Below are 26,009 nucleotides of genomic sequence, written 5' to 3'. Positions count from 1 at the left end.
CGCCCCCCAGGGTCCCGAATGCGTCGGCTACTCGACATGCTTGCGTTACGCTATTCTTAAATACCCTTTTCGGTTGCAAGCGTCACGTGCTCATGTAGCGTCGTTATCGCGGGGTGGGGGCAAGCCGTGACGGACAGGGGCGACACGTCCTCTCGAGGGCGCAAGGGTGTTACGCGGCGCCGTTTCGTCGCCGCCTCCTCAGCGAGCTTGGCGGCAAGCGCTGCTCAGGCTCAGACCGCGCCCTCGTTCAACAAGGTCGGCGACACCTTGCAGGTCGTCTGGGGCGGCGACACCTGGACGATTGATCCTGCCGTCGTCGGCAAGACCAAGGTCGATCTTCGGACTCCCAGCAATAGCGACCGGGCCTGGGAAATCACACTGTCTGGACCGGTACTCGGGACGGACCTCGATCTGGCTCTGCGGGCACGCATCGAAGAGCCCGTCGACAACACATGGCGCATCAAGCTCTCGGTGTTGGGAGCGCGCCAAGTCACGCTGCCACTCACTGATTGGTGCGCCGGGAGCCGAGCGACGCTTGATGCCCCGGAACGACGGATCAAGGTGGCAGACGACGGACTGATCGCCCTGCCGGCAAGCCGAGCGGTCGTCACCAAGGACCTAACTCTATTCTCCGGGACTTCCTCGGCAGGCTTGGAACTCACGCCTTCGGGCAATGCGCCGGCCAAACTCTCAGTCCCGGGATACGCCTGGACTGCCAAATCGGTCACGGTGCAGCCCAGAGCGGCGATGCCAGCGGATCGTGCGACGATCCCGGGAGCAGCGCTGGGCGCTTGCACGGACATTCACGCAGTTGGGGGCGTGGGCGAGTCGCGGGCCTCACCACTCGGCAAGGTCGGACGCGACGATCAGGCCTTCGCGTCGATGCAGCAGACGTCGGCGGTACGGTTGGCGACTTGGAAGGCGCCAAGCGGTCGGCGTGGCGTACTTGTGGCCGACGGCGTCGGCCGTCTGCAATTCCGTGCCGTCGCTAACGGCGAGCCTGGCGGGGAACTTCGACTCGAAAAGCTGAAGCTGTCTGGCGACGCGGACGAGCTTCTCAAGCGCATTACGCTCGAGGCCGTCCTCGCGGACGTGCGGCAGCGCTTAGAGAGCAAGACCTTCTCGGCAACCTTCTGGCGTGAGAACGCCACGCCCGTGACGCGCACCTGGGGTGCAGGCCCGGTCGGCGAGATGACATTCCCGATCCGGCTGGTCGCGGTCCATGCTCCTGTCAAGGGCGCGTCCAGCTGTGATCTCGAGTTCCGCGAGACGCCGGCCAAGCTCTACTTTGGAGACTTGATCGATCCTGCCTTGCCCGGTAGCGGCGATGTCATCAGCGAAACCATCTCGGTCCTGCATGGTGGCGTGAAGGCCCGGGTTCGCGCCTTCATGGGCCGCTTCGCGAAGCCGGCGGCCGATGACACCAGTCTCGAACGCGGCGGCGAGAAGCTCGCAAGGATGCGGCTGCGCAGAACAATCGACTCGTTTGATCTGTCGTTCTCGTACCCGGGCTACCGCTTCGAGCTGAACGAAGGCGGTTCGCCGATTATGCGGCGGCTCTCGCTGAGTTCACTTCCAGACGCAGACCTTCAGCCCTACCGCATCGTCCACTTCGACGCCCAACACCTGAGCGAAGAGGTGTTCTATTACAACGAGGGTGGCGGCCAGCCCGGCCCCAACGACGCCCGCCAGATCAGCAAGTCGGCCAAAGACGCCCTGGGTCGAGAAACCTGGTTGGCGCGCACACAGGCGTCGGGCCCGTCACGTCTGGTTTTTGAGTTCTCGGGGCAGGGACAGAGCAAGCCGCCAACTTCGGAGCCCATCAGCGTCGAAGAGGTGACGGACTGGACGGACATGGCCTTGCGTGTCCACCAGCGCGCCATCGAGGCCGACCTGGAAGCCGATGCCGAGCTCGAAGCCGGCGGCTTCACGCGCAGCATGAGCCGAGACGCCGCCAAGCAGCACTTCGCAGGTCTGCTGCGTTCGCCCGACGCGGGCGAGACGTCGCTCGAACTTGTGACCGGCCTCCTCTTTTCGCCGGACCGGCATGGGCGCTTCCTCACGCCGGCGCATATGCCCCGCCCGCAACTCGTGAATCCCAACTGGGGCGCGGTTTTGGACCCGAGCACCCGCACCGCGGTTCGAGTTCTGTCGTCGGTGGATTTCGATCCGAAGATCCTGACGATTGGCGGGGCGCGGGATTACGAAAAGGAGAACTCAGCCTGGATCAACGAGCGTTTCCATCTGCCGATCAACCGCAGGCAGCGGCGCGAGATCTTCATGGAGAGCTCTGCGATCGGACTACCCGGCCTGCGCGCTGTCGATCCGAACGGAATGGACAAGCAAGGGGGCATGGTGCGTCGCCCCAAGTCCAATTGGTACCTTAGCGACAAAACGGACGTCGTTCCGGGCACCGCAAATACCAAGTTTTTCAAAGAAGGCGTGATCTCGCCCCGGCCGTTCGCCACGGCCGACATCATGTTGACCTCTCGCGGCGCGACCACGAACCTGATTTGGGCCGGCGAGCCTCCGGCCACCCAAATCGCCGGGATCGTCCCATTCATCGATCCTGCGGCCTTCAACGTCGAGAAGGCCGTGATGCGGACCGTGGGCGGCCGCGATGCGTACGTGATGATCCAGGAAAAGGGCTTCCTTTTCCCAATCGGCTTCCGCGTCAGCCTGATCAGCCTGACACAGCGCATGCGCCGGCCGTCGCGCGACAATGCCGAGAAAAAGGACCCGGTCTTTTACCTCTCGAAGCGGCACTTCATCATTCCGAAGATTCCCAAGAAGGCGTTCCCGGCCTCGCAGCAGCCGTTCAAGGGGCGAGACTATCCCGCCAAGGCGGTCGAGCTACTCACGCAGCGGACGCCTGACCTCGTGAAAGACGTCGAGCTCGACGTCGGTGCTCGCGGGGTTTTCTGGCCTCGCACCGCGCCGGGAACGCAACCCCATCCAGCCCCCTCAGGACACAAGTACGGCAACGAGGTTCGCTTCGAGTACCGGGTCGACGGCGATAAGACGCGGGTGACCGCGCCGCTCATCTTCGTCTCGAACGAGGCCGCTCATACGCCAGCAGCCATGAAGAAGCTGACGGCGTATTACAACGCGCTGCCCGTCCCGGCTTCGCACCGCGACCCGGAGACCCAGTTCACGCGCTTGCGCCTGGAGAGCCATTCCGATCGCGACGCCTTGTTCGCGCCGAGCAAGAAGGCGGGCGACACCCAGTTCAAAGCCCGTCAGGTGCGATTGGGCGCGCGCGGGCGCCTCATCAATGAGTCTCGTGGCGGGCCCCAGGAGAATTTTGACGTCACGATCTTCATGGAGGGGCTCGATGAGCCGCCCTTCCATCCAACCATGGTCGACGCCAAGGTCACCATCCAGCCTTTGGATCGTCTATTGGGCCGCGCGCAGGGCCCGGTCACCGTGGCCTACGACGAAGACTACGTCCGACACGGGTTCGACAGCAGCAAGAACCCTTCGGAGATCTTCCTTCGGGTCGTGGGGCCGGTCATCGGCCTCGACGTCGGCGCACAGGGCAAGGCGACGGGCGGGGTCGCCAAGCCCTCCGCGAAGCTGGCGGCGCTGTCGCGCAGCGTTGGCTTCGTCGGTGGCCGCGAACTTCCGTCGCCCTCCGGGCAGAGCGCCGTTACGGATCTCATCGCGGACGCTGACATCGATGCACCAGCCACAGTTGGCGGGTCGTCGGTTGGCTCGCCGGCGCCGAAAGCCTTCGACTATCGCTCAGCAAAGGCGGGGATGCGCAATCCCGCCGAGTACTTCCACAATGCGACCCTGCTCGGCATCGTACCGCTCGACCTGATCCTGAAGGTCGCGTCCATCACGACCTCGGCCAAGACCAAAGAGCTTGCAGACTATGGCGGCAAAGCGGTCGACGACGCGCTGCGCGCGGCTGGCCAGATTGCTGCGGCGTTGAAGGAGTTTCAGCGCCAGGCACAAGCGTCTCTGGACAAGGCGATCCAGCAGGTGCTGGACCCAGAGGGAAAGCCGACCGCGTTCACCCTCGAGGCGCTCTACCCGGACCTGATGGATCAATACGCGCGCACCATTCGCGCATCCGAAGCCTGCGCTGCGGCGGCTGCCTCGAACGTGGAGCGGGAGCGGAAGCTTGCGGCCGCCACGGGAATGTACGACGCCGGCCAAGGCCTCCTGCGAGAAGTCGAGGAAGTCCTTCGTCACCCGGTGCCGGTGGTTCTCACCCAGGCCATCGCCGACGCCCAGCAGCTCGTTCAGAACATTCGCCGGTTGGCCGCCAACCCCAGAGCGCTCCTGGCGGACAAACTTCAGGAATGGATCGAAACCGGACCGATCGGCGAGTTCTTGGACCAGGCCATCGACGCCGATCTGTTCCAACCCCTCTTCGGCCCGCTAGTCATCACCGAACCCGCGGCGCCGAACGCGTTGCCGGGCGCCCCCGGCGGCGGCGCCAATACGGCCTCCCTACCGCAGCCGAGACCCGGCGCCGACCCAGCCGCCTCGCGCGCAGCTCAGAAGAAGCTGGTTCGCCAGCTGCTCAAGAACCCTCACGACGCGCTGCCGCAACTCCAGCAATCGCTCTTCTTCGAGCGTTTCGGTCGGCCGCTGGCGGAAGCACTCGACGCGGCGGCCCGCCTACGCGGCGTTGCGGAGACGCGCCTTGAATGGAGTCGTGACGAGCTCGCCGGGCAGATCGTCAACGCCCTTCGCCAGCTGCCAGGCGTGGGCGAAGCAGTTCACCCGGCCGTTGCCGAGTTCGCGGCGCAGGTTGTGGCGCTGATCGACGCGCGACTGACCCGGGCGGCGCGCGATGGTCGGCTCGACCTTCAGCAAGAGCTCGTTGGTCTTCGTCAGGATGTCGCAGCGACGGGTGGGCCCCTAGAGACGCTCCGAAATCGCTTGGCTGCCGACCTGCTGGTGCTGGTTGAGCAAACAGCTTCGTCTAGCGTGGATGCTGCGCGTGATCTCGAAGCAAAGCTGCAAATCGCCAAACCTGCAGACCGGGCGCGTCTGAAGGCACAGCTCGACGCAGCGCGCCTTGCCATCGCGGCGCAAGCCCTTCGCGGCGTCAATCTGCCGGCGCAGCTTTATGAGCTGCAGAGCGCTCTCGGCGGCGCAAAGGCAGAGGTTGAGCGCACTCGCCTCGCGCTGCAGATCCAACAACTCGACGCACTACTGGTACAGGCCCAACGGTTCGAAGGGGCTTTGAGGGCGCTATCGACTCTGAGGCCGCAGGTCGTCGCCGACGCGGCGCAAGCGATGGTCAAGGCCAGGCTCGAGAAGGCGCTGGAAGACATCAAGTCGCGTATTGCCGAGCAGGTCGACGCCAGTATTGGAGCCGCGCTCCGAGAACTCGTGACGGCAGCCGAAAAAGCCTTCTCGGCGGTGCAAGCGGGCGGCCTAATGGCCTTGGCGGCGCGAGCGGGCAGTGCGCTTGGCGCTACGTGGTGCGCGGCCGCCACGGACAAGCTCCCGCAGATCGCAGAACTGGCGAGGAGCGTGGCCTTCGACACCCTCGGCTCAGCGGGGGAACTCGAAAAGCCTCTGGCCGACGCGGCCTCGATCCTTGACCGCATCGATCTGCCCGCGAGCGTCCGGTCGGGCAATGCCGATCGATACCGCGTTCAGCTGCAGGCGACGAAGACCGCGCTGCAGCGCGTCGCGGCCGAGCTTGAGGCGCTTCAAAGGCTCAGGTTCAGTCTGTCGCCGGGGCGCGCCCCAGGTCAGCTCGGCGACAAGCTCTCAAGTGTCTGCACGGCGCCTGGCGCGTTCGCATCCGCCGTGGGCGACGCCATTCAGAAGCGCCGAGAGCTGGCGGATCGGCTAGCCCGACTGGTTCGAGATACGGTAGCGCTCTATGAAGCCCTGCGGCTCATTCCGGAAGCTGCGCGTCCGAACGTCAGCGAACTCTCCACCGCCGAGAAGGCGAGGATCGCTGGGGAAATTCTCGCCGCGCTGGGCTTCCAACGCTCCTTGCTTGAGCTTGCAAGCTCACTGCGGGCCATTCGCGACCCCACCATCTGGAACGCCAGGATCCGGCGCGCCATTACTTCGCTGGAAACTGCAATTGGTGCTGCGACAGCGAAGGCGGACCTCAAGGCCGTCGCGGATGCGGTCGCCACGCGCTATGCCGAAGCTCTGCGGCTAGCCAACGCCGCCGTAGGCGACCTCGCCCAAGACGGCCAGCGCCAGGCGCTGCTTCGCCTTGCGACCGAACTGGAGGGCATGAAAGCCGAGGTGGAGCGCGACGTAATCGCGGCCATCCTTCAGACGGTGCTGTTGCCCGGTCAGCTGCCGGACAAACTGGAAGCCGGTGTTCGAGACCTGCTTAGGCAGGCGGTCACGCCAACACTCGAGCTGCACGAGTCTGCTCTCAAGGGCGTGTCGGCGCTCTCGGCCCTGCTCAAGAAGCCATCTAGCTCAGAAGAGTCCCTCTCGGCGGCGAGCGTGTTGGAAGCGCTAGGCGCGCCGACAATCGACGCCCTGAAGAAGGCGGAGGACGCGATCACGAAGGATCGCGACCTGCTCTCGGACATTGCCAAAGCGCTCAACACAACGGGTGGCACGGTGCCGTGGGCCCCGTTGAACGCCCTCCGAAATCAATGGCGCACGGAGGGACTGGGGCTTGTTCGCGCAGCCGAGCTGTTGGCAGAGCTCGTCTCGGCTTTGGGACGCGGCCAGATCAGCGCGCTCATCTCGTTCGACGGCGTCGAGCGACTCCTTCGCGACAAACTCCTCGAGCTGCTGCCCGTGCGCGTCCGCGTTCAGTATGACTTCGACACGGAGCTTTCGCCGTTCCCGTCTAGCGATCCCGTGTTCGCGATGGATCCGAGTGTGCCGGCAGAGCCGCTTGGATCAGACCCGGCGCCGCCCGAAAACGATCTCGTCCTGAAAAGTCGGGTCGAGATCAATCTACTCACCGGCAAGCGCAGCGTTACGGCATCGGGTCGGTTGAAGCCCTTCAAGGTGCACCTGCTGGGAGGCGCTTTCGACCTCTTGTCGATCCAGTTCAAGGGTGCGCGCTTCGACCTCGACGCCCAGGGGCGCACCGAGCTGAAGGCTGATATCCACGGCGTTCAGTACGGCGCCCTGCTGTCCTTCATCGAGCCGCTCCAGAAGCTGATGAGCCCCGAGGAGGGCAACGGCTTCTATCTGGCGCCGTCCTACGCACCGATCGGGATCGAAGCAGGCTATCGTTACGCAAGCCCGCTTATCATGGTGGGCTCGCTACAGCTCATCAACTTGGCCATCTCAGCGGCCGTCTTACTGCCGTTCTCCGAAGGCCAGGCGCTCTTCAAGTTTGCCTTCGCGAGCCGCGAGAAGCCGTTCCTCATTGCTCAGCCACCCTACGGAGGCGGTGGGTTCGTCGGACTGACGGCCGATGCGCGCGGCATTGTGGCGTTCGAGATTCAGTTCGAATTCGGCGCCGTCACCGCGATCAAGTTCGGTCCATTGAATGCGTCCGGTCGCGTAACGGCAGGCATCTATCTGCTGTCCCAGGCCAACGGCGGACGTCGCATTGAAGGCTTCGTTCACGCGGTCGGCGAGGGCCACGTCGCGTGCTTCGGCGTCTGCGTGAACATCGAGGTTCGCGTCGTTCAGACCGAGAGCGACATGTACGGGACCTCCACGGTCAGCTTCAGCTTCAAGGTCGGGTTCGCGGAGTTCCGGTACTCGGCGACGGCGCAGTACAAGGTGAAGGGCGGGTCCGGCGGGGGTGCGAGGCGCGACCAAAGTGCGAGCGCCGGTCTCGCCGCGCATGATGTGACGCGGTACGCCCTCGATGCGGTTGCGCAGGCGCCAGACGCGTCGCTCACTGAACGGCTGGATCGCTCCGCCGCGCCCTTCATCCGTCGCGACGTGCGCGACAAGCACCGCGCGTGGCGTGACTACCGCAAGCATCTCGCGCTCAAGGCCTACAAGGATAGCCGCAAGAAGGTGGACGCATGAGCGACCGACGCGTCAACGTCCACTGCACCGCCGTCCCGGACGGCGCAGTCACCGTGAACCGCAAGGTTACCTTACGCCTTTCGGCAGTCCTGTGGCCGGAGCCCGTCACCACCAGCGGCCAAGTCGGCCTTACCACCTGGCCAAGCGACATCGCGAGCGATGAGGCTCGGTTCAAGTTGAGTTTCTTCGACGCCCAAGGGCAGCTGACCAAGACCCTGCCACTGCGGCCTGACGCCGTGACGCGTGGGGCTCGACGGGAGGCCGCCGCCCTTTGGAGGGATGTCGTCACAGATCTCGGCGCCGACCCCGAAGGGTTTGACGTCCTCTATGATGTTTTGGACGTCGCGAAAGCCGTTGACGCCAACGCCGTGGTCGTCGACGCCGGAACTCTCGACCAACTCAGTGTGGGGCCGTCCTCCGCTCCGACACGACCCAAGTTCGACATCACCGAGTACGCGCACGGCGTCCTGACAGATACTTTGACCCGCCTTCACGTCCGCGAAGCGGCCGCCGACACCCTGACGGCTTTGGCCTCGCAAGCTACCGGTTTGAAGAAGACGATCCTGGACACGATCAAGGCCGGACAAACTGTTCAATTTGGTCGCGAGGCGGCCGACCGCCTGAAGGACCCGTTGCACCGCGCCTGGCGGCTGGATCTTTGGCGCAACACCTACAGCGGCGAACTCTTTGGGATGCGACCGCTCGGCGACGCCGCCTCAAGTTATGGATCGGTGCTGAAGCTTCAGCAGGATGCGGCCGAAGGGGGCCGCGCGTCCGAGCGGAAGTTCTTGGCCGAACGCGCGGGCCTCGCGGAAAAGTTCGCCGCGGAGCAAGAAAGTCGGCTCGTGGATCTCACCCCGCAGGGCCAAGCGCGGCGCGATCAATCGCGTTCAGCGCGCGCGGACAACCACTTCCTACGCCGCCGCACCACAACCCTGCTGGACGAGAAGCCGGCGGACTCCGCCGACGCGCTCGCCGCGCTTCTGATGTTGGATACGTCACCAGAGGCGGTGCACCCCGAACGCGACCTCCTTCAGACGAACCTGGCGGCGTTGGACCAAGCGTTGCGGCCTCGCTTCGACGAGAGCGTTCAACCGCCGAGCGTCGAGGACCCGAAGGAAATCGCGCGCGATCTCATGCGGCGCAAGGTGGCCGGCCTTGAAGGGCACCCGACCCTGCGCAAGCTCATGAACCTGATCGTCGACTTCGAAGCTGAGGTTGGCCTAGACGATCTTGGGACCATCTTCACGCCAGGCGACGCTGGACGCTTCCGCGGCTACGTCACATTGGCGTTTGACCCAACGGGGTCCGGGAACAACACGTCCACCAGCCGCCAGACGGCGATTGTGCTGCAGCCCGGGATCGGGCGTGCGCCGACAGTCTTTGAACCGGGGGGTGAGGCCGAGTTCCTAGGCGGGCCAGGTCCGCGTAGTGATGCGGGCAGTCCCACTGTCAAGGACGGCGTCGTGCAGCTCCGAGACACGACGCGCCGATATCGCCTTGAAACAGCCGACCCGGTCAGCGCGGCTCTGAAGATGCAATCGGCCGCGAACGCCACCCACGAGCTCGACCGCAAAGGCGCAAACCCAGATGGACTGTCGAGCTCAACATCAACACCGGAGGTGGCGACGCGTGGCCTCATGCTGCTTGACCAGCAGGCCGGGCGCGAATTGACGGGGAAACTGACCCAGGCTCAGGTCACGAATAACGGTCCGCTGTACGCAGAAGACCTCATTGCGGGCTACAGGGTCGACATTCTCTACGAGCGTGAACCAGAGCCCTACTCCATTACCGGGCGCACGATCGTTTATCCGGCGCTTTCACTGCCGGCTTGGTCCGAGGCGGAGACCAAGCGTCTCGCCATGCGGGACGAGGGCTACTTCATGCCGACGGCGCGCCAAGAGCTGGCCGACGATGGCGGCACGCCCCCTAAGCCGGTTACAAAGTACACCGCCAGCGAAGTGCTCTTCACGTGGGCCGGCGACAACCTCGGCGTCCCCGGGCTGCAGTACGATGATGACGGCAATCCACGCACGGATGTTCCGGCCGGCGTGGGCGATGTTCCCGTCTCGACGGTGTACCGGCACGGCTTCGACACGGCAGTGCTGCGCGTGGGCATGGGATTGCGCGTTGGTCTCAGGGTGCGCAAGCCAAACGGAAGCAGCGTCAGCTTGGCCGCCGCTCAGGTTCTCTATCCGGCCCTGGCGTTGGGGCAAGGAACGGACGAAGCCACGGACAAGCCGTTTGTCTACCGTCCTACGGAGAAGTCGCGCGCACCGGATGTTCTCGTCCCTGAACGTGGCAGCCTCGCCTCGCGAAGCGAAGCTGAGTCTCCGGGCGAAGCCGAAAGCGTGGTGGTCGTACGTGACGGCAAGGTGCTTCCGCGCGAAGACGAGATGCGGGTGCTGATGCCGCAGCGGGCGACCTTCGAAAAGGCCGAACAGTTCGGCCTGTTCGACGAGAACGAGGAGCTCATTCCGTTCGGCGCGTTCCGCCGTGTCTGGCTCGACGAGGATACGGGACAGTATCCGGTCTATCCGGAGGGCGGCGGCGGGCCCGTGAAGGCGCGCCTCTTTCGGACAAATTCAAAGTTGCCGGAGACGCGGGAGAACCCGTTCTATCCGGACCCAGCCGCGCGGCGCCTGGGTGTCGCTGTCACACGCGATGGGCGTACACTCGATACCTTCGCCGGGAAGGCGCCTGACCTGGCCTTTTGGAAGCAAGACCCCTTCGAAGCGACCCCTATTTACCTTGAGGTTGCTCGGGGCAAATCCGACGGTGGCACCTTCAGCGCAGGGACTGCAGGGTCGGCGCAGGAGGTCCGGGGGCCGTTGCTCAAGGTGACCCTTGGACCTGCCGAAGAGGTGGACCTACACCTGTGGACCTACGCTACGCACGCAGAAGCGGTCCGCACGAACCGGTTTGCCTACGAGGCCAGCGAGCATATCCAAGCCCAGGCGGGCAAGCTGATCGGCGACTTGGGAAAGGTCTGGGACGCGCAGATCCACAAAACCCCCATCCCAGCGCTGCAGGACGTGCTGACCCTGCGTCTGGTACACGCCTTGGACAAGCCGCGTTCGGCGCCTTTGCTCAAGAGTCCCCTCGTGGGGGTGCCGACGACGGGCGCTCCGGCTGGGCCTGGAAGCTGGGCTGAACTCAGAGCGCTGGTCACAGCGCCCAACCCAGCTCTCGAGAAGCAGCCCCGTGGCGCCGTCGTCTATTTCGGCGGTCAGTTCGCCATCGATCGTGCTGCGACAGCGGCGGTTCGCGTGGAGCTGCGCTGGCTTGAGATGGACCCTGCGCTTTCGCTTCGGAAGCTGCCTGCCGGACAGAGCCCCTCTCAGCCGGCCAAGGCTTGGAAAGACACGTGGCCGACCGAGTACGCGGACGGCGCGAACTGGGCGTTCGCGCCTGTTCCACATACTCACGCATTTGACCTGACGGACCTGCCGCGGATGGACGAGGAACGCGACGCCGACCGTCGTAACCTTCTCGACTTGGTGGTTGGCGAGACCGGCGCGCTCCGCAATCTCTCCCATACCTTTCCGTCCATGCACGCGCGCCGGGTGGTCGTACGTGCGGTCGCGACCAGTCGTTTCCTCCGTTATCTGCCACCGCCCCCTCGCACCGACCCGAATGATGAGACCCCGCCGGAGGGGCCCTACGAACGTGAGAGCGCAAGTTCCACAGACGTCTTCCGCCAGCTCTTCCACCCCGGCCTCGCCGGGACCGGTCAGCGGCGTCTGCAGCCTCTGGTGACTCAATTCTGGATTCCAGCGGCCATCGCCCCGCCGCCGCTAACGCGAACCCAGCCGCTGCATGCCACCCAGGTTGTCGAGAAGAGGAACGGCGACGTCCTTACCGCGACCTGGACGGCGCCAATCCGGATTCCGCTCAAGGACTGGCCAATTTCCGAGGGTCTCTTGGTTGGGGTGGTGTGCACTCCGAGCGACCAGTTTGACCTGCGCGAGCCGGAGTACGATCCGAACAATCCTCTCAGATACAAGGTCGTCACTCCGGCTCTCAGTCAGCGGGAGCAACAGGTTCGCGACCGCCTGCTGAGGCTTGAGAATTCTCTAGAGAAGTTCCAGGCTCTACCTAAGTGGCTGCAAGATGTGTCCACGCAGTGGGCCGCTGACCCGGCCACCCAATCCCAGACCGACGCGCATATCACTGCCGACCGCTTCTCAGGCTATGTCGCGACAGCGGGGAACCTTGCGCTTCCGAAGGGCGCGGCCAGCGGCGACGATCCCGGCGCGCCGGATGAACCCGCGGCCCCAGAAATGGTCTCGGTGGTGGCTTATGAGCCCCTCTTCGACCCTGCCACGGGCGATTGGTACTGTGATGTGCACCTCAGTCCGGGCGAAGCTGCGGCGCCCATCGTGCGGCTTGGGATCGCCCGCTACCAGCCCCATGCGCTGGCCGGTCGCGAGCTGTCGCCCGCCATTGGTCTCGACGTTATCGCTGTAGCGGCGCCGCGAACAGTAACGCTCTCCCGCGCGGCGAACACCGTGATGGCCAAGGTTACGGGCGCCAGCTTCAGCGACCGCGCGCCCTATACGGATGGCGCGCTCGATCAACCGGGGAAAGATCGGCTGCTGGCGGCGATCACGCCTGTGATGCGCTTCACCCTGCAGCGGATCACGCCTGAGGGCCCAGTTCAGGTGGGAGAGCCGGTAGAACGACCCGTGCAAGGCGGAACCTGGGAGACCTCGTTCGATGTCGCCAGCTGGCCGAGCACAACGAAGTTCGCCGTTCTTGTCGAAGAGTTCGTTCTCGAGGGTGTCTCTATGGCGAAGGCCCGCGGCCTGGCCGAGACGACCCTCGTCGAGCGCAAGCTGCATTTCACCTACCAGGGCGCCGTCAGCGGGCCTCCCTGAGGGCGCAGGAGCGCAACCTTCCAGATCGTCAATGCAATCCCAGAGGACTTGCCATGGATCGTGCAACCCAGCTGATGCTCGCCGGAGTGGCCCTGGTCACGGCCGGATGTAACCAGTCTCAGCCCCCGCCTGCGGCGGCCACAACTGAAGCGAAGTCCGCTCCCTCGACCGCACCGGTGGCGCCATCGGGCAAGCTCGATGTAGCTGCCGTGACGCAATGTGTAGCCAGCGCTGAGTACATCGGACCCCAAATGGGTAACGACCGAAATCGCGTTCGCATCGCCTCATCCATGGGGGGCGGCGGCTTCAAGTACCCGGCGGTGGCCGGCGACGTCGAGAGCTATGGAGTGGATGCAGCTGGAACGCAGTCCCAGATCAAGCCGGCACGGACGATGCTCAACACATCCGGCACGCAAATTACAGCTGAGCTCCAACACATGGCGGCGTTCGACAAGACCAACGTGCATGTCCGCTGCGCAGACGGAAACTGGAGCAACTGGGTCGTCGCCAAGAAGTAGTGATGCATTGTCACCCGCGCGTTGGCTGTGACGACCTCTATTTTTCCTTCGATGAGATTCACGGGAGGATCGGCATGCGGAACTTCATGGTTGGTGCGATCGCATTCTTGAGCGCTGGCTCAGCCCTTGCGTTCGGAACTATCAATCCTGGTCCACAAAGCGCCGAGCACGAAAAGATCACGCGTCGCGCGCTAGTCTGCGCAGCGACGCCGTCCAACTATTCCTGCCTCGAAGCCCAGACACTCGATCAACTCGCGGGCAAGACTGGCACCTTTGGGGCCATCGGTTACCCTGACTCCAGCACCGTCATCTTCAAGACTCGTGCCCACTGCGACGATGGCGACGATCCCGCTCAGCTCGTCGCCTGCCGAGACTGGATGCAGACCCATATGGACCGAGCTGTCAGTCGCGCAGCTGGGCTACTCAATGCTCAAGGCGAAATCCGGCCCGATCAGGTCACCGTGTCGCCTGGTTGCGTGTGGACTGGAGACCTGAGCGGGCGCGCAAAATGCAACGTCCTCCAATCGCTCGGGATCGTTATGCACGCCTCCCAAGACTTCTACTCACATTCAAACTGGACCGATAGCACCGCTGATACGGCGCCGGCCGGGCTCGGTAAGACAGTACCGGCCCCAGCCATCAGTCTCCGGGGTACGACGCCTTTTCCGGCGGATGTCATCAGCGGGTGCTTCGGCGTGAGCTGCGGGTCACGAGTGAAGCATTCTGCGCTGAACAAGGACACCGGCCCGATTGGCGCCACGGTTGGGCCAGGCACCACGCCCCGCGGCAATCATGGCGACAACTTCGCGAACGCTGTCCGCGTCGCCACGGCAGACACGATGGACAAATGGAGCCTGCTTCGAGAAAGGCTAATTGCGACTTACGGCGCGGAGAAGGGCACGCGGATGATCTGCGCGATTGCACGCGACGACCCGGCTGCCAGCTGCTGAGCAACGCCCTCGCAGCCAACGTCTCGCCTCCCGCGCATGGACGGTGAGAGGCTGTCGGCGACGCTAGCGTACGCGACGGTTTGAGACGCGTTGCAGTAGCGAGTGGGACACCACCTAAGGACTGTCACTATGCGGCCTTGGTGATTGATCCTGTCGGCCCAGCAGACTTCCATTGGTGCCGCTTGGACGCGAACGGGCGCTGGTCGCACAAGCGCGGAACATCACCGGTCACGGACCGTGACGACGCGGGGCAACCGAGCCAGCCCCGAGACCGCTGCGCGCGGTGAGTACACCGATTTTTGCGGGTACTTCGAGGTAAAGGTAAAGCTTGCCGGCGGGGGCGTGTGAGCAGCTGCATGCTTTGAATCTCGCGCGAAGCTTTCGGTTGCGTCGGGGTCAGCTAAACAAGGGCCCTTCCTAGGTCGCTACAACGATGAGGAAGTCGCTCAGAAGATTGGTGTCACCCCGTCCTGGGTGAACATGATCGTGGGACTGCTTGAGAAGGGCGAGGAGCGGCTGATCACAGACGCGGAGAATCGTCTGATCCCGGCTCAGCCTGGCGACGACCATCGTCAGAAGCGTCGACGCGGGCGTCCAGCATGCGCTGGCCGAGGCGTACGCCCAGGGCAAGATCAAGGCAAGATCATCGAGAACGTTCGTCGTCTCCTCGAGCGGCGGGCGCGCCGCGGAGGCCTTGACCAGGTCCCGGTTCGGACGAACCGGGCCGCGCCAGCGCGCGACGGGTGAGCAGCTGGTGCAGATGTTTCGCAAGGAGGCGGATCCGCAGCGACTAATCGCCAAGAAGCCTGGTCTCGACGACCCCCACCCGGCTGCTCGGCAACGCCCAGATCGTCCGGTGCTGGCGCAGCACAAGCCCGAGTACCTGAGCGAGCTTCACGCGATCTCCGAGCTCGCGACCCTGCCTGTCGATGCGGCCGGTTCGAGTACGTCTTGAGCCCTGGCGTCACCCCCCTAGCCGGTCCCACACGAACCTAAATATCGCGGGCGAGGCTTTGCGCTAAAAGCCTTGATGCAGCCCCGGATGGGGGTCGGCCGCAAACTGTGCGGCGCCCCAGGACACCCCGGCTCCTCCGCATGATGCGTCGCGCCGAACTCTTTTCGAGGCCTGTAGGCGCGCGCCTTTCAAGAGGACTCTTGCATGACCTTTCAGGTCCACGAAGCCTTTGTAGGCAACATCTGTGACCCCCGCGGGTACGACCCGTATCTGCTGGACGGCCGGTCCGAGGACCTCCGCCTCACCCAGTCGAACCAGCCAACGACCGCCTTCTTCGACGTCTGGGATGGCCGCACCCGCGCCAGCCTGGCGCCGCGGTCGTTCGAGCCCGACTACTGCAATGAAGTGCGCGCGGCGTTTGCACTCTCGGACGCCCGCATCTCGCGCGTCGACGGCGTGCCCGGCGACGAAATCGGCGCCACGCAGTACGGCAAGTCGCCCGAAGACTACATGCGCCAGGCGTCGGAGGCCGCCGGGCCGCTCCAAAAGATCCTGGGCGGCCGCGACGGCGCGTTCTTTGGTTTGATGCGCGACCTCGGTCGCGGGTTCCGCGACCGCGGCATGACCTTCCGCCCGCTGGTCTATGACGGTGAGACGGCCCCGATGGCGCGCCTCATCAACTGGAGTGCGGACCGGTCCAACCAGCGCTGGCTGCTGAGCCCTCATGACGACCTCGCCCAGACCAAGGGCTACCCCGACTGGGAAATCTCCAAGGTCGAACAGGTCGTGGCCGTGAACGTTTACTTCAGCTCGCGGCCGGGCTCGGGTCAGCTGGTCGTCAGCGGCTGGCAGCCCACGGACGAGGAACGCCGCGATCGCGGCGTCGAGCGCAGCGGCTATCCCTACGACGAGCAGGAAATCCTGCACCGGCCGCATATCGTCCTCCCCGTCGCCACCGGCGACGTGGCGGTGATCGACGGCAGCTACGCCCACGGCGTGCTGATCGGCGATGGCCAGATCGCCGACCGCCTGATCGGCAATTTCTTCGTGGGCCGCTGCGGCGACACCGCCCTCTGCTGGGCCTGAAGCCCGGGCGGGACGGCCCAAGGCCGTCCCGCCCTCTTTTTCGTCACCCTCAACCGGAGACTGACCATGGATGCCTTTGACGAGCTTTCCTGCCCGGCGCTGCCGGCGACCAAGCGCCTCTTCCATGACGACCCCTACCTACGCGTCGCCGAGGCGGAAGTGCTCTGGGCGCACGGCCCCTTTGTCGTTCTCGACCAGACCCTGTTCTACGCGGAGTCCGGCGGCCAAGAGCCCGACCACGGGTTCATCAACGGCCTGGCGGTCGAAGACGCTCAGTATCGCGGCGGCCGCCTTCTCGAGAAGCCGCCGATCTCGGTCGGCGCCTTCATCGTCCATCGCCTCGCGGCGCCCACGCCCTTCCGGGCGGGCGAGACGGTCAGCATGCAAATCGACTGGGCGCGTCGCTACGCGAACATGCGCAACCACACCGCCTGCCACTTCATGTACGCCGGCCTGCAGACGCTCTGGGGCGGCGAGGTCGGCGAGCTGCCCTCACGCGGCTGCCACATTCACCCGGAAGGCTCGCGCATGGACTTCGGCGCGGACCTAACGCCCGAGGCCGTCGAGGCGGCAGAGGGCTGGGCGAACGCCAAGATCCGGGAGGGCGGATCCATCGAGATGCGCCGCAACGGCGTGCACGCGGAGATCTTCGAGTGGATCTACCCCGATATGGCGCCCATCGAGTGTGGGGGCACCCACTGCCGCAACGCTGGCGAACTCGGGACCATGACGCTGAAGCGCAAGCGTAAGGGCATCGGAATCACGCGGGTGACGGCGACGCTGATGTAGGTGAAATTTTGAAGAGGACGAGGGAGGCGGCCGAAAGGCCGCCTCCCTTTTTTGTCGTCTAAGCCGCTGCCTTAGCCAGTGCGTCCTGGATAACCGCGATGGACAGCGCCCCGTAGAGGGCGACGCCGACTGTCAGGAATAGGGTCCGAGGCCAGGACATCCGGAAGGGATTGTCCCCCCCCAGCGCGGGCTCAATCCGGTCCATCGCCCTGCGCATGCGGATATTCAGGACCAACGTCAGCGCCGCGTAGACGAACATGACGATCCCCGACAAGGCGCCGGCGATGGTCAATAGGGCCGGCGGGTCGGCGACGTTGAAGCCCAGCAGGATCACCAGGCCGACCGCGATCAGGCCCCAGAGCACGAGGAAATAGAGACCGCTCTCGGTGCGCCACCGGCCAGGCTCGGGCTCAAGCCGTTCTTTCGGCTGTGCGAGCAGGCTCGCGGCGAGACGCGCAGCGTGGTCCAGCACCCCGAGCGCGCTCGTCAGGAAGATCGCCGCCACCGCGATGACGAAGCCCACCTGCAACCAGGCGCCGAATTGTGCGCCGAGCTGCTGGGCCTGTGCCCGGACCGCGTCGAGTCCCACGCCCAGCCCCTTCTCACCCACCATGGCGTAGGCGATGAGCATCGGGGCGGTGAGGCCGAAGGCCCCGCCCAGGAGGAACGTCACCTGCTGTTCGCGACGCGCCAGCGCCCACCAACGGCGCCATAGAGCAGCCTGGCCTGGCTCGGCGGTCAGGCGAAACAGGGCCGTTCCGGTGGCCTGTGTTGCGCCGGTCAGGGGGTTCACGATCTTGGAGGCGTGCGCGGCAAGACCAAAGCCCTTGTCGCGCGCCCAGTTTGACGTGGCGAGGTTGATCGTCCCGCCGGCGCCGCAGAACACTAGGGCCGCCAGCAAGGTGGGAAGGGCCAGGTCGGGAGGGAACGGCAGAGGCGACCGCGCAAGCCCGCCGGCCGCCACTGCCAGCGTGTCAGGCCGGACCACCAAAGCCGTGACCAGGGCGAGGACCACCAACACATAGCCAATCATCCAGGCCTGGGCAGTCTCCAAGGCGCGATAGACGAGGCGGGTGCTGCTGAGCAGGAGCCCAATGATCACAAGGGAGGCCGCCGCAATCCAGCGAACCTCACCCCCAAACAGCCATTGCAGAGCTTGGGCGCCGCCCGTCGCCCATCCCGGCCATACCCATGGGAGGATGGTGGCCGCGAGGAAGACCCAGCGGAAGCCGCGCCATAGTCGTACATAGCCCGCAACCACGGGCTCGCCGGTGGCCAGCGTATAGCGGACGAACTCGGTATTGAGGACGTATTGGCACGTCAGGGCTGTCAGGATCAGCCAGACGAACTGAAAGCCATAATTGGCGACAATCCCTGGCCAGAAGAGGATTTCTCCTGACCCAACCGCGGTGGCGATAAGAATTACGCCCGGACCCACGAGTCTCCGGAAAGGCGGCGGCTCGGGGAGGCGTTCGGGGCGCGCATCGCGACGGAGTTCGGCTTCAAGTCCACGTTCAAGCGACTTGTGCATCGCGCACCTCACGGTCTGAGAGGGCAAGCAGTTCGCGCCACGGACCAGGCTGGTTCGCGGGCCAATAGTCTCCGGCGTCGGCCAGCGCCTTGCGAATGTCCGGGGCGTAGAAGAGGGAGGCGACCTCTTCTTCGAGGGCTCGGCCGTAGCGCGTGAGCCGCCAATCGCCATCGTCCAGCGTGACGATGCCGCCGTCCGCGAGCACGGCCAGGAGAGTCCTGATCCGATGACTTTCGGGGTCGACGCCCGCCACGCACGCCTGCGGCAGGCGCGTGCGGATGGCGACGAGCCGGTGTGCAGCGATACGATCGGCGTCAGTCAGCACATGCCGGGTCTCGATCGGGTCGTCGCCCCGTTCGATGCGCGCCACGTAGGCCCTTGCCGCAGAGCGGGCGCTGGTCTCGTGGATGTTGCGAAAAGCGTGGCCCCATCCGTGTGAGTAGGCCGAGACCCCGAACCCCAGCAGTGTGCTGTCCAAACCATTGCGAACGGCCTTGAACCGGTCGCTGTGACAGGCCTCGCGCAGGAACCTGCCGCCGCCATGTGCGGCGTAGCCCAGTCGGTCCATCGCATCGAACAGTTGGAGCCGTCGCGCTATGCTTTGGCTGCCGGTAGCAACGCCCGGCAGGCCGCGCACTCGGCGCAGCTTGTCCCACGACGACCCTCGGTCGAAGCGAAGAATGTACCAAGTCACCTGGGAGGGCCGAAGGTCGGCGATCCAGGACAGATCGGTTCGCAGGTCGTCGGCCGTCTGCCCCGGGAGGTCCTGCATCAGGTCGATGTTCACCTCCAGGCCGGCGTCATCGAGCTTCGCAAAGACGTCGTGCAGGAGCTCCGGCCCATGTCCGCGGTGGCGTTCGAGTAACGCGCGCGAGAAGGATTGCACCCCAAGGCTGACGCGCGTGACGCCAAGCGCCTTGAGGATCTGCAGCTTCTCTCGCCCATCCGGCGCCGCCAGCGTTAGGGGGCTGGCCTCCACGCAGAATGGCGCGGAGGCAGAGCGGCGAAGGCCGGACACAGTCGAAAGGAACTGCGCGAGCGCCTGTGGGGGTAGCACCGTTGGCGTGCCGCCGCCCACATAGAGGCTGCGGACCTGCGACGCCTCCATGAGCGCACGCCGAGAGGCGATCTCGGCCGTGAGCGCGTGCATGTAGGATTTGGTCTCGTCGCCCTCATCAGAGATGCCGGCGTGTGTTTTGGCGTAGTGGCAGAAGCCGCAGATGTGCTCGCAGAAGGCGATGTGAAAATAGAGGTGAAGGTCCTCCACGGGGGTCAATTGTTGGGCGAAGGCGGCGGCGTCCATCGCTGGACGCAGCGCATCGAGAGGGATCGACGTCACCACGGTGTGGCTGCCGCCGAGCCCCGCGCGGACGCGTGGAATGAGGCTATGGCTCCTGTCCTCGCGTCGGCGAGAACAGGTGTTAGGCACGGTTCAGCGCTCCTTCACTGAGTTCGTCCTGCTGGATCAGGTCTAGCCAGCCCTCTTTCCATTCCAGGTTCGCGGCGCCCACAAGGAGGGCGAACGCCTCCTCATGACAGGCCACGACGGCGTGGTGCAGGTGGCTCGGACGCAGCATGAGCACCGAAGGCCGCCCGTTCCCAGCCGCGCTGAGATGCACGTGCTCGTAGTCGACCTTGTCGCGCTTCAGTTCGGCCAACTGGACGCCACGCGGCTCCTGGGACTCCAGCCGCTCCATGGGACACATGTAGGTGTCGATCGCGCCGTTGAGCGCAATGATCGCCTCAACACCGTTGTGCGTGGCCATGCCGATCCGATAGTCGCCCCGGAGCGGCGGAAACTGGATGATGCGAAACAGCGTGCGCGGCCGGCGTGGGGTCTTGCCCTCGCGGAGCTTTCGCCACCCCGCAAGCTCCATCAGTTTCATATTGCCGTAGTGGATGGCGCTGTGGTGAGGATAGTTGTCGAGCTCGTTCGTCGACAACGGCAAGAGTTGATTAGCCCAACGATCCAACCCCGGAGAGGTTGAAACATTGAAATGGGCTGGTCTCCAGCCGTGGTTATAGTTCATCTTATCATGGGTTTCTTTCTCACAACTGCGCGCGGTTGCGAAGCGGATACCATCTGCAGGAGACCTGGAGACTGGCAAATGGGGAACGCCTTCTTCGCCGATCGCGAACAGCATGCCGTGGGCTTCGCCGCCGTCCGCCACCTTGAGATAGGTTTGCGGCAACCAGGGCTGGCGGCTAGCGTTGCCAATCCAGGCGATGGCCACACTGTCTTTCGCCGACACACGGGTCGGGCTGTGCCCTTCAGACCAAAGGTCGACCTCGCCCGACGTAACGATGAGGAAAGCCTCGTTCAGCGGCGTTTCGGGCGCGAGTTCCTTGGCTTCAGGTCCAAAGGCCCGCCAATGAAAACCCCTGAAGGTCGGTCGGTGAAGGCCCTCTCGGGCACCGTCTCGTTCTGCCCAGTTGTCGATGGGCGAGATCCAGACGCGTTCCTGCATGACCTGCTGGACCGTCGGGAAAGGCCGCAGCATCGCCTTGCGGTTTTTGCTGGTCCACGAAGGTTCCTTAACCGCCTTAGTCGCCGGCGCCGCCATCGCGGTGTCGGGCGTTGCGCTGCCCTCGGCGGTCAAGAGGTCGCGCTTGCGCTGCGCGCGCCCGGAAGCCGTCGTATGACGGAGGCGGTCCATCCGCAGCTCCACACGTGCGACGGCGTTGCCGGCCCGACGCCCATGATCAGTGTTGATGAGTGTTCTGGCAGCGCCCTCGATGTCGTCGTCCCCGCTGTTCAAAACATCCATGGCAATGAATAGTTCGAGGAGTGAATATTCGCCGCCTGTGAGGGGCGTGATGTGTTTTTTAAACTTCGGCATTGCTTTTTCTCCGGTTCCGACGGTGCCGTCACGCGCCTTCGAGCGCTTTGCGGATCGACGTCGTCTCGAAAAGATGAAAGACGAGGGTGGTCCACGCCTTGGTGGGGTCGCGCCGGAGACCGGTTTTGGCCCGTTTGGGCTTTGCGTCATCGCGGCGCTTGTAGCTGGCTTCGAGCTCTTCGAGTTCCTCGCAGAGACGAAGAAGGTCCGCCTTGAAGGCGGGATCGGTGATGGCGGCCTGCACGATCACAGGCGTTACGTATCGCGTCGCCCATTGGGAGACGTTCTTCTGGCCAGCGGCCGCTTTGACTACTAGACGGTCGCAGACGCCATCCTCGCCCTCTGGGAAGAACAGCGGGTCGAGGGATACGAGTTTACCGACGACGGCCAGAGCTTGGACCTTGGTGTCGTCTACGCTGGCTGGTGTGAGGTGGAGCAGTCGGCGTAGGACCCGGCCTTGTCGGGATCGGGCTTGCCGACGCCGGCCCGCACAGTCTTCATCGAGCGACACCGGCTGGTCCGGAACGTCGTCGCCATCACGCGCAGCGACCCGGCCGCCATCCTCCTGCGGGATCAGCTCCAGATTGCCATCGATTTCGCGGCCGCGGACGTCGGGGGTTCCGGCCTGGTCGGTGTGAAGCTGCGGGTCCAGAATCTCGTCGAGGCTGGCGCTGAGGATATGGGAATTGCGCGGGTCGGGCCCGCGCGGGGCCTCGACGGGGCCAGCGCGAGCCTGGCTAGCCGTTCCCGGGGACGCACCGTTGGGCGGTCCCTTGTCACGATTTTCCTGCTTGCCCTGCTGGCCCTTGCGCGGCCGCTTCAGGCCGAGGTCGCGGTCCAGAATGTCGCGCGCGCCGAAATAGACTTGCTGGACCACGAAGCCGATGAGGCTGGCGTTTTCGCCCTTCCGGTCCGCGCGCCGAGGATCGAAAGCGTCCAGGAATTTCTCGTTCAAGGTCAGCCGGTCCACCGCCGCTTCCGCGGCGGCCAGGAAGCGATCGGCCTCCTCGACGAAGTTGTATTGGGTGAACAGCTTGCGCGTGACGATGCGCGCGACGTGATACTCAAGGTCCGAGAGGCCCGTCTTGGAGTCGCGGGCGCGGGCGTTCAACAGAACGCTGCGCAAGATGCCTGGCAGGTCCGACAGGTCGACATTTCGCAGGCCGCAGGCCGCCTCATCGAACGCGGCCAGGATGGCGGCCAACGTTTTGGGCGAGAGTCCTCGACAGGTGCTCGACATGAGCTCGCGTTTCAAGCAGGCCGCGCCCAGGCAGGGCTTCTCGCAAACCATCGGCGCCTCATGGCGGTCGGTCACTGGCATCTTGGCCTCGCTGCTTTTTCCACCCGGGTCGAGGGGACCTAGAGTGCTGTTAGCGCGGGCGTTCGCCGCCAATATCGGCTTCCCGATTTCACACGCGGAGCGCGCGTTGACCGAGATTGCAATTGGTTAAAGTAAGCTTGGCCTTATGGTCAACGGGTTAGCGTAATTCTGTTCGCCGGTGCGCACTCCAGCCTCAAAGACGGAGCAGCGCCATCGGAGATGCCAACCGCCAGAGCGCCGCCCGTGCTTAGAGGCCATTCCTCCTCGCGCCCCGTGCGCCAAGGTCAGGTAGCACTGCGCCCCGCTGACTTCCACAAAGCCTTGCACACGCGCTTGCGGTGCCGAAATATTTGTTGTAGATCAGTATCTTACCTAGACGTGTCTCGCTCAAAATCCGGTTCCGAAAGGAGTGTCGGTTCGACCCCGACCGCCCGCACCAACCCATTCCAGAGGCGGTGACGTCTCCCGAAGGCATCTTTTGTCGGAAGGCGCTCAGAACGGAATGGCTTGGCCGTCCCAGGCGAAGAACCCGCCGGTGTCGGCGGGGCCAAGTCCGTCGATCACGGCGAGGAGCCGCTCGGCGGCGAACCGGGGCGTGAAGAGCCTGTCGGCGGAAACGGCCCTCTGGAAGGGCGCCGAGAGCGCTGTGTCCACGGTGCCCGGATGCAGCGCCACGCAGATGGCCTCCGCGCGGCGGGCGGCCAGTTCCACGGCCGCCGTCCGGACGATCTGGTTGGCCGCCGCCTTCGCGGCGCGATAGCCGTACCAGCCCCCGAGCCGATTGTCGGCGATCGAGCCGACCCGCGCCGTCAGCACCGCCAGGACAGACTTGCCCGTCCGGGGGATCTTCGGCGCGAAGTGCTTGAGCACCAGGGCGGGGCCGATCGTGTTGACCTGGAAGGTGCGCAGCAGAGCCGCGGCGTCGAGGTCGGCGAGGCGCTTCTCCGGCGAGAGGCCGGGCTCGTGCAGCAGTCCGGTGGCGACGATGACCAGTCGCGGCTCCGCCACGGTCGCCGCGGCGGCGGCGATGGTCGCCTCGTCGGCGAGGTCGAGCGGGACTTCCGTTCGTCGCGAGAAGCCATGCACCCGGCTAACGCGGGGATCCTGCGCGAGACGCTCGGCCAGGGCCGCCCCGATCCCGCCGGTCGAGCCGACCACCACCGCCTCGAACGGCGGCGCGAAAGCTGTCATGTGCTCTCCCATCGGCCCGGACAGGACATCACCCTTGATCTCATCGGCTCGTCTCAAGATCCTTGTCGACGCCCCGGCGCGCACGGACGGGCGCTACGTCCTTTACTGGATGCAGCAATCGCAGCGCGCGGAATTCAACCCCGCGCTGGAATTCGCCGTGGAGCAGGCCAACGAGCGCGACCTGCCCGTGCTGGTCTGCTTCGGCCTCACCGCCTTTCCGGAGGCGAACGCGCGACATTACGACTTCATGCTTCGGGGCCTGGCCGAGGTGCGGGACCGGCTGGCGGCGCGGGGCATCGCCTTCGTGATCCGCAAGACGCCGCCGCACGACCTGGCGCGGCAGCTCTCCGCCGACGCCGCCCTGGTGGTCTGCGACCGGGGCTATCTGAAGATCCAGCGCACCTGGCGCGCCAAGCTGGCTGAGGGCCTCGGTCGCCGGCTGGTCCAGGTGGAGGGGGATGTTGTGGTCCCCGTGGAGCGGGCGTCCGACAAGCACGAGTACGCGGCTCGGACGATCCGACCGCGCATCCATCGTGCCTGGGACGACCACCTGGACAAGCTGAAACCCCGCGAGGTCCGGCGGCGCGCGGACCACCTGAACGTCGCGGGCGATGTGAACCTGGACGACGTGGGGGCGGTGCTGGCGGGCCTGCGGATCGACGCCGCCGTCGGGCCGGTGAAGCGTTTCGCGCCGGGCGAGGGCGCGGCGCGGGCGCGGCTGGACGCCTTTCTCACCCGCGAGCTTCCCCGATACGCGGACGAGCGCGGGAAGCCGGAAGCGGGCGTCGCCTCGCACATGAGCCCCTATCTGCACTTCGGCCAGATTTCGCCGGTGGAAATCGCCCTGGCCGTCCGGCGCACCCCGGCGTCCGACAGCCGCGCGAGCTATCTCGAAGAGCTCGTCGTCCGGCGCGAGCTGGCCATGAACCACGCCTTCTACGAACCCGGGTACGACACCTACGAGATCCTGCCGGAGTGGGCGCGCAAGACGCTGGCGGCGCACGCCGGCGACCCGCGCCCGCATCTCTATACCCGCGCGCAGTTCGAGGCGGCCGAAACGCACGATCCCTACTGGAACGGCGCCATGCGGGAGATGCTGGCGACCGGCTATATGCACAACCACCTGCGCATGTACTGGGGAAAGAAGATCCTGCATTGGTCGGCGAGCCCGGAGGAGGCGTTCGAGACCGTCCTGGCGCTGAACAACCGCTGGTTCCTGGACGGCCGGGACCCCAACTCCTTCACCAATGTCGGCTGGCTGTTCGGCCTGCACGACCGGCCCTGGGGTCCCCAGCCGGTGTTCGGCACGGTGCGCTCCATGGGCGCCAACACCTTCAAGAAGTTCGACGCCGACGCCTACCTTCGGCAGGTGAGCTGGCTGGAGGCCGCGGAGCGCGGCTGACGCCATCAGCGCGGCGCCGGCCGCGGACCTCGAGGGGCGGCGCGCCGGTCCGGCTGGCGCAGGACGTCGCGGATCGCGATGCTGGAGTGGATGCGGGCGACGCCGGGCAGGCGCGAGAGCACGCCGTTGTGGATCTGCTCGTAGGCCGCCGTGGTCGGCGCCCGGGCGCGCAGGATGTAGTCCACGTCCCCGGTCATCAGGTAGCATTCGTCGATCTCGGGATGCTCGCGCACCGCGGCCTCGAAGCGGCGAAGGTAGTCCTCGGTCTGCTTCTCGAGCGTGATGCGCACCAGGGCGACGACGCCCTCGTCCTGCGGGTCGGCGACGATGGCGGTGTAGCCGCGGATGACGCCGCTCTGCTCCAGGGCGCGCAGGCGGCGCAGGCAGGCGGAGGGCGAGAGGCCGATCTCGGCGGCGAGGTCGGCGTTGGACCGGCGCCCGTCGATCCGCAGGAGCGCCAGGAGTCGGCGGTCGAAATCGTCGAGATCGGTCAATATGTGCGCTCCGCTCGCAGGATGTTGCGCAGAATGGCGCAATTCCGCGAATGATCGGCAAGTTTAGCGGAAAATTCGACAGCGCAGCTTCTAGTTTTCGGAATG

At 65.4% G+C, this 26,009-nt stretch carries 14 protein-coding genes; 7 read left to right on the top strand and 7 right to left on the bottom strand.

What is annotated here, in order from left to right; all coding sequences use genetic code 11:
- Positions 1-126: 126 nt before the first annotated feature.
- From A2790_RS23870 to A2790_RS23855, 4 genes are all read left to right on the top strand, one after another.
- Complete coding sequence (locus A2790_RS23870) at positions 127-7,947, top strand: hypothetical protein (RefSeq protein ID WP_293397565.1); 7,821 nt, start codon at positions 127-129, stop codon at positions 7,945-7,947.
- Positions 7,944-12,827, top strand: a complete 4,884-nt coding sequence (locus A2790_RS23865) for a hypothetical protein (RefSeq protein WP_293397562.1) — start codon at positions 7,944-7,946, stop codon at positions 12,825-12,827. Before A2790_RS23870 ends, A2790_RS23865 begins: the two co-directional genes overlap by 4 nt.
- A 53-nt stretch (positions 12,828-12,880) precedes the next feature.
- Positions 12,881-13,345: a hypothetical protein gene (locus A2790_RS23860; protein WP_293397559.1), complete on the top strand. Its 465-nt coding sequence runs from the start codon at positions 12,881-12,883 to the stop codon at positions 13,343-13,345.
- 74 nt (positions 13,346-13,419) lie between these two features.
- Entirely contained in the window at positions 13,420-14,295 is an 876-nt protein-coding gene (locus tag A2790_RS23855; protein ID WP_293397556.1) for a hypothetical protein, read from the top strand.
- Between the two features lie 417 nt (positions 14,296-14,712).
- Here the strand turns inward: A2790_RS23855 and A2790_RS23850 are convergent, their stop codons facing one another.
- Positions 14,713-15,066 (bottom strand): hypothetical protein, encoded by a 354-nt coding sequence (locus A2790_RS23850; protein WP_293397553.1) that lies wholly within the window; start codon positions 15,064-15,066, stop codon positions 14,713-14,715.
- Between the two features lie 388 nt (positions 15,067-15,454).
- Between A2790_RS23850 and A2790_RS23845 the strand changes: the two genes are divergently transcribed.
- Both A2790_RS23845 and A2790_RS23840 read left to right on the top strand, forming a co-directional pair.
- Positions 15,455-16,336, top strand: coding sequence for a hypothetical protein (locus A2790_RS23845; RefSeq protein ID WP_293397550.1), 882 nt, complete (start codon positions 15,455-15,457; stop codon positions 16,334-16,336).
- 66 nt (positions 16,337-16,402) lie between these two features.
- Positions 16,403-17,125: an alanyl-tRNA editing protein gene (locus A2790_RS23840; RefSeq protein WP_293397547.1), complete on the top strand. Its 723-nt coding sequence runs from the start codon at positions 16,403-16,405 to the stop codon at positions 17,123-17,125.
- Between the two features lie 58 nt (positions 17,126-17,183).
- On the opposite strand, the gene A2790_RS23835 is transcribed toward A2790_RS23840, so the two are convergent.
- The 5 genes from A2790_RS23835 to A2790_RS23815 all read right to left on the bottom strand — a co-directional run bounded on the left by A2790_RS23835 (position 17,184) and on the right by A2790_RS23815 (position 24,008).
- Complete coding sequence (locus tag A2790_RS23835) at positions 17,184-18,656, bottom strand: Nramp family divalent metal transporter (RefSeq protein ID WP_293397544.1); 1,473 nt, start codon at positions 18,654-18,656, stop codon at positions 17,184-17,186.
- A complete protein-coding gene (locus A2790_RS23830) occupies positions 18,640-19,998 on the bottom strand; it encodes a radical SAM protein (protein WP_293397541.1) in 1,359 nt (452 codons plus the stop codon). Before A2790_RS23830 ends, A2790_RS23835 begins: the two co-directional genes overlap by 17 nt.
- A 79-nt stretch (positions 19,999-20,077) precedes the next feature.
- Positions 20,078-21,496, bottom strand: coding sequence for a hypothetical protein (locus A2790_RS23825; RefSeq protein ID WP_293397538.1), 1,419 nt, complete (start codon positions 21,494-21,496; stop codon positions 20,078-20,080).
- Positions 21,497-21,524: 28 nt separating this feature from the next.
- Positions 21,525-22,817, bottom strand: coding sequence for a hypothetical protein (locus A2790_RS23820; protein ID WP_293397451.1), 1,293 nt, complete (start codon positions 22,815-22,817; stop codon positions 21,525-21,527).
- Between the two features lie 492 nt (positions 22,818-23,309).
- The gene (locus A2790_RS23815; protein WP_293397448.1) at positions 23,310-24,008 is read right to left on the bottom strand and encodes an SDR family NAD(P)-dependent oxidoreductase; all 699 of its coding nucleotides are present in this window, start codon (positions 24,006-24,008) and stop codon (positions 23,310-23,312) included.
- Positions 24,009-24,042: 34 nt separating this feature from the next.
- Here A2790_RS23815 and A2790_RS23810 point away from each other — a divergent pair, with 34 nt between their 5' ends.
- Positions 24,043-25,410 (top strand): deoxyribodipyrimidine photo-lyase, encoded by a 1,368-nt coding sequence (locus A2790_RS23810; RefSeq protein WP_293397445.1) that lies wholly within the window; start codon positions 24,043-24,045, stop codon positions 25,408-25,410.
- A gap of 5 nt (positions 25,411-25,415) precedes the next feature.
- Here A2790_RS23810 and A2790_RS23805 read toward each other — a convergent pair whose 3' ends face one another.
- Positions 25,416-25,904, bottom strand: a complete 489-nt coding sequence (locus A2790_RS23805) for an Lrp/AsnC family transcriptional regulator (RefSeq protein ID WP_293397442.1) — start codon at positions 25,902-25,904, stop codon at positions 25,416-25,418.
- Positions 25,905-26,009 lie beyond the last annotated feature (105 nt).

Origin of the sequence: Phenylobacterium sp. RIFCSPHIGHO2_01_FULL_69_31 (genome assembly GCF_001824475.1) — a bacterium.
Lineage (GTDB): Bacteria > Pseudomonadota > Alphaproteobacteria > Caulobacterales > Caulobacteraceae > Phenylobacterium.
Note: the sequence above shows the minus strand (reverse complement) of the source record. Positions and strands in the feature narration are given on the sequence as shown.

Bases quoted from the DNA above. Each gene is read 5' to 3' on its own strand.
- A2790_RS23865 (WP_293397562.1), top strand. From the start codon at position 7,944: ATGAGCGACCGACGCGTCAACGTCCACTGCACCGCCGTCCCGGACGGC.
- A2790_RS23860 (WP_293397559.1), top strand. From the start codon at position 12,881: ATGGATCGTGCAACCCAGCTGATGCTCGCCGGAGTGGCCCTGGTCACG.
- A2790_RS23815 (WP_293397448.1), bottom strand. From the start codon at position 24,008: ATGACAGCTTTCGCGCCGCCGTTCGAGGCGGTGGTGGTCGGCTCGACC.
- A2790_RS23820 (WP_293397451.1), bottom strand. From the start codon at position 22,817: ATGCCAGTGACCGACCGCCATGAGGCGCCGATGGTTTGCGAGAAGCCC.
- A2790_RS23835 (WP_293397544.1), bottom strand. From the start codon at position 18,656: ATGCACAAGTCGCTTGAACGTGGACTTGAAGCCGAACTCCGTCGCGAT.
- A2790_RS23825 (WP_293397538.1), bottom strand. From the start codon at position 21,496: ATGCCGAAGTTTAAAAAACACATCACGCCCCTCACAGGCGGCGAATAT.
- A2790_RS23840 (WP_293397547.1), top strand. From the start codon at position 16,403: ATGGATGCCTTTGACGAGCTTTCCTGCCCGGCGCTGCCGGCGACCAAG.
- A2790_RS23855 (WP_293397556.1), top strand. From the start codon at position 13,420: ATGCGGAACTTCATGGTTGGTGCGATCGCATTCTTGAGCGCTGGCTCA.
- A2790_RS23845 (WP_293397550.1), top strand. From the start codon at position 15,455: ATGACCTTTCAGGTCCACGAAGCCTTTGTAGGCAACATCTGTGACCCC.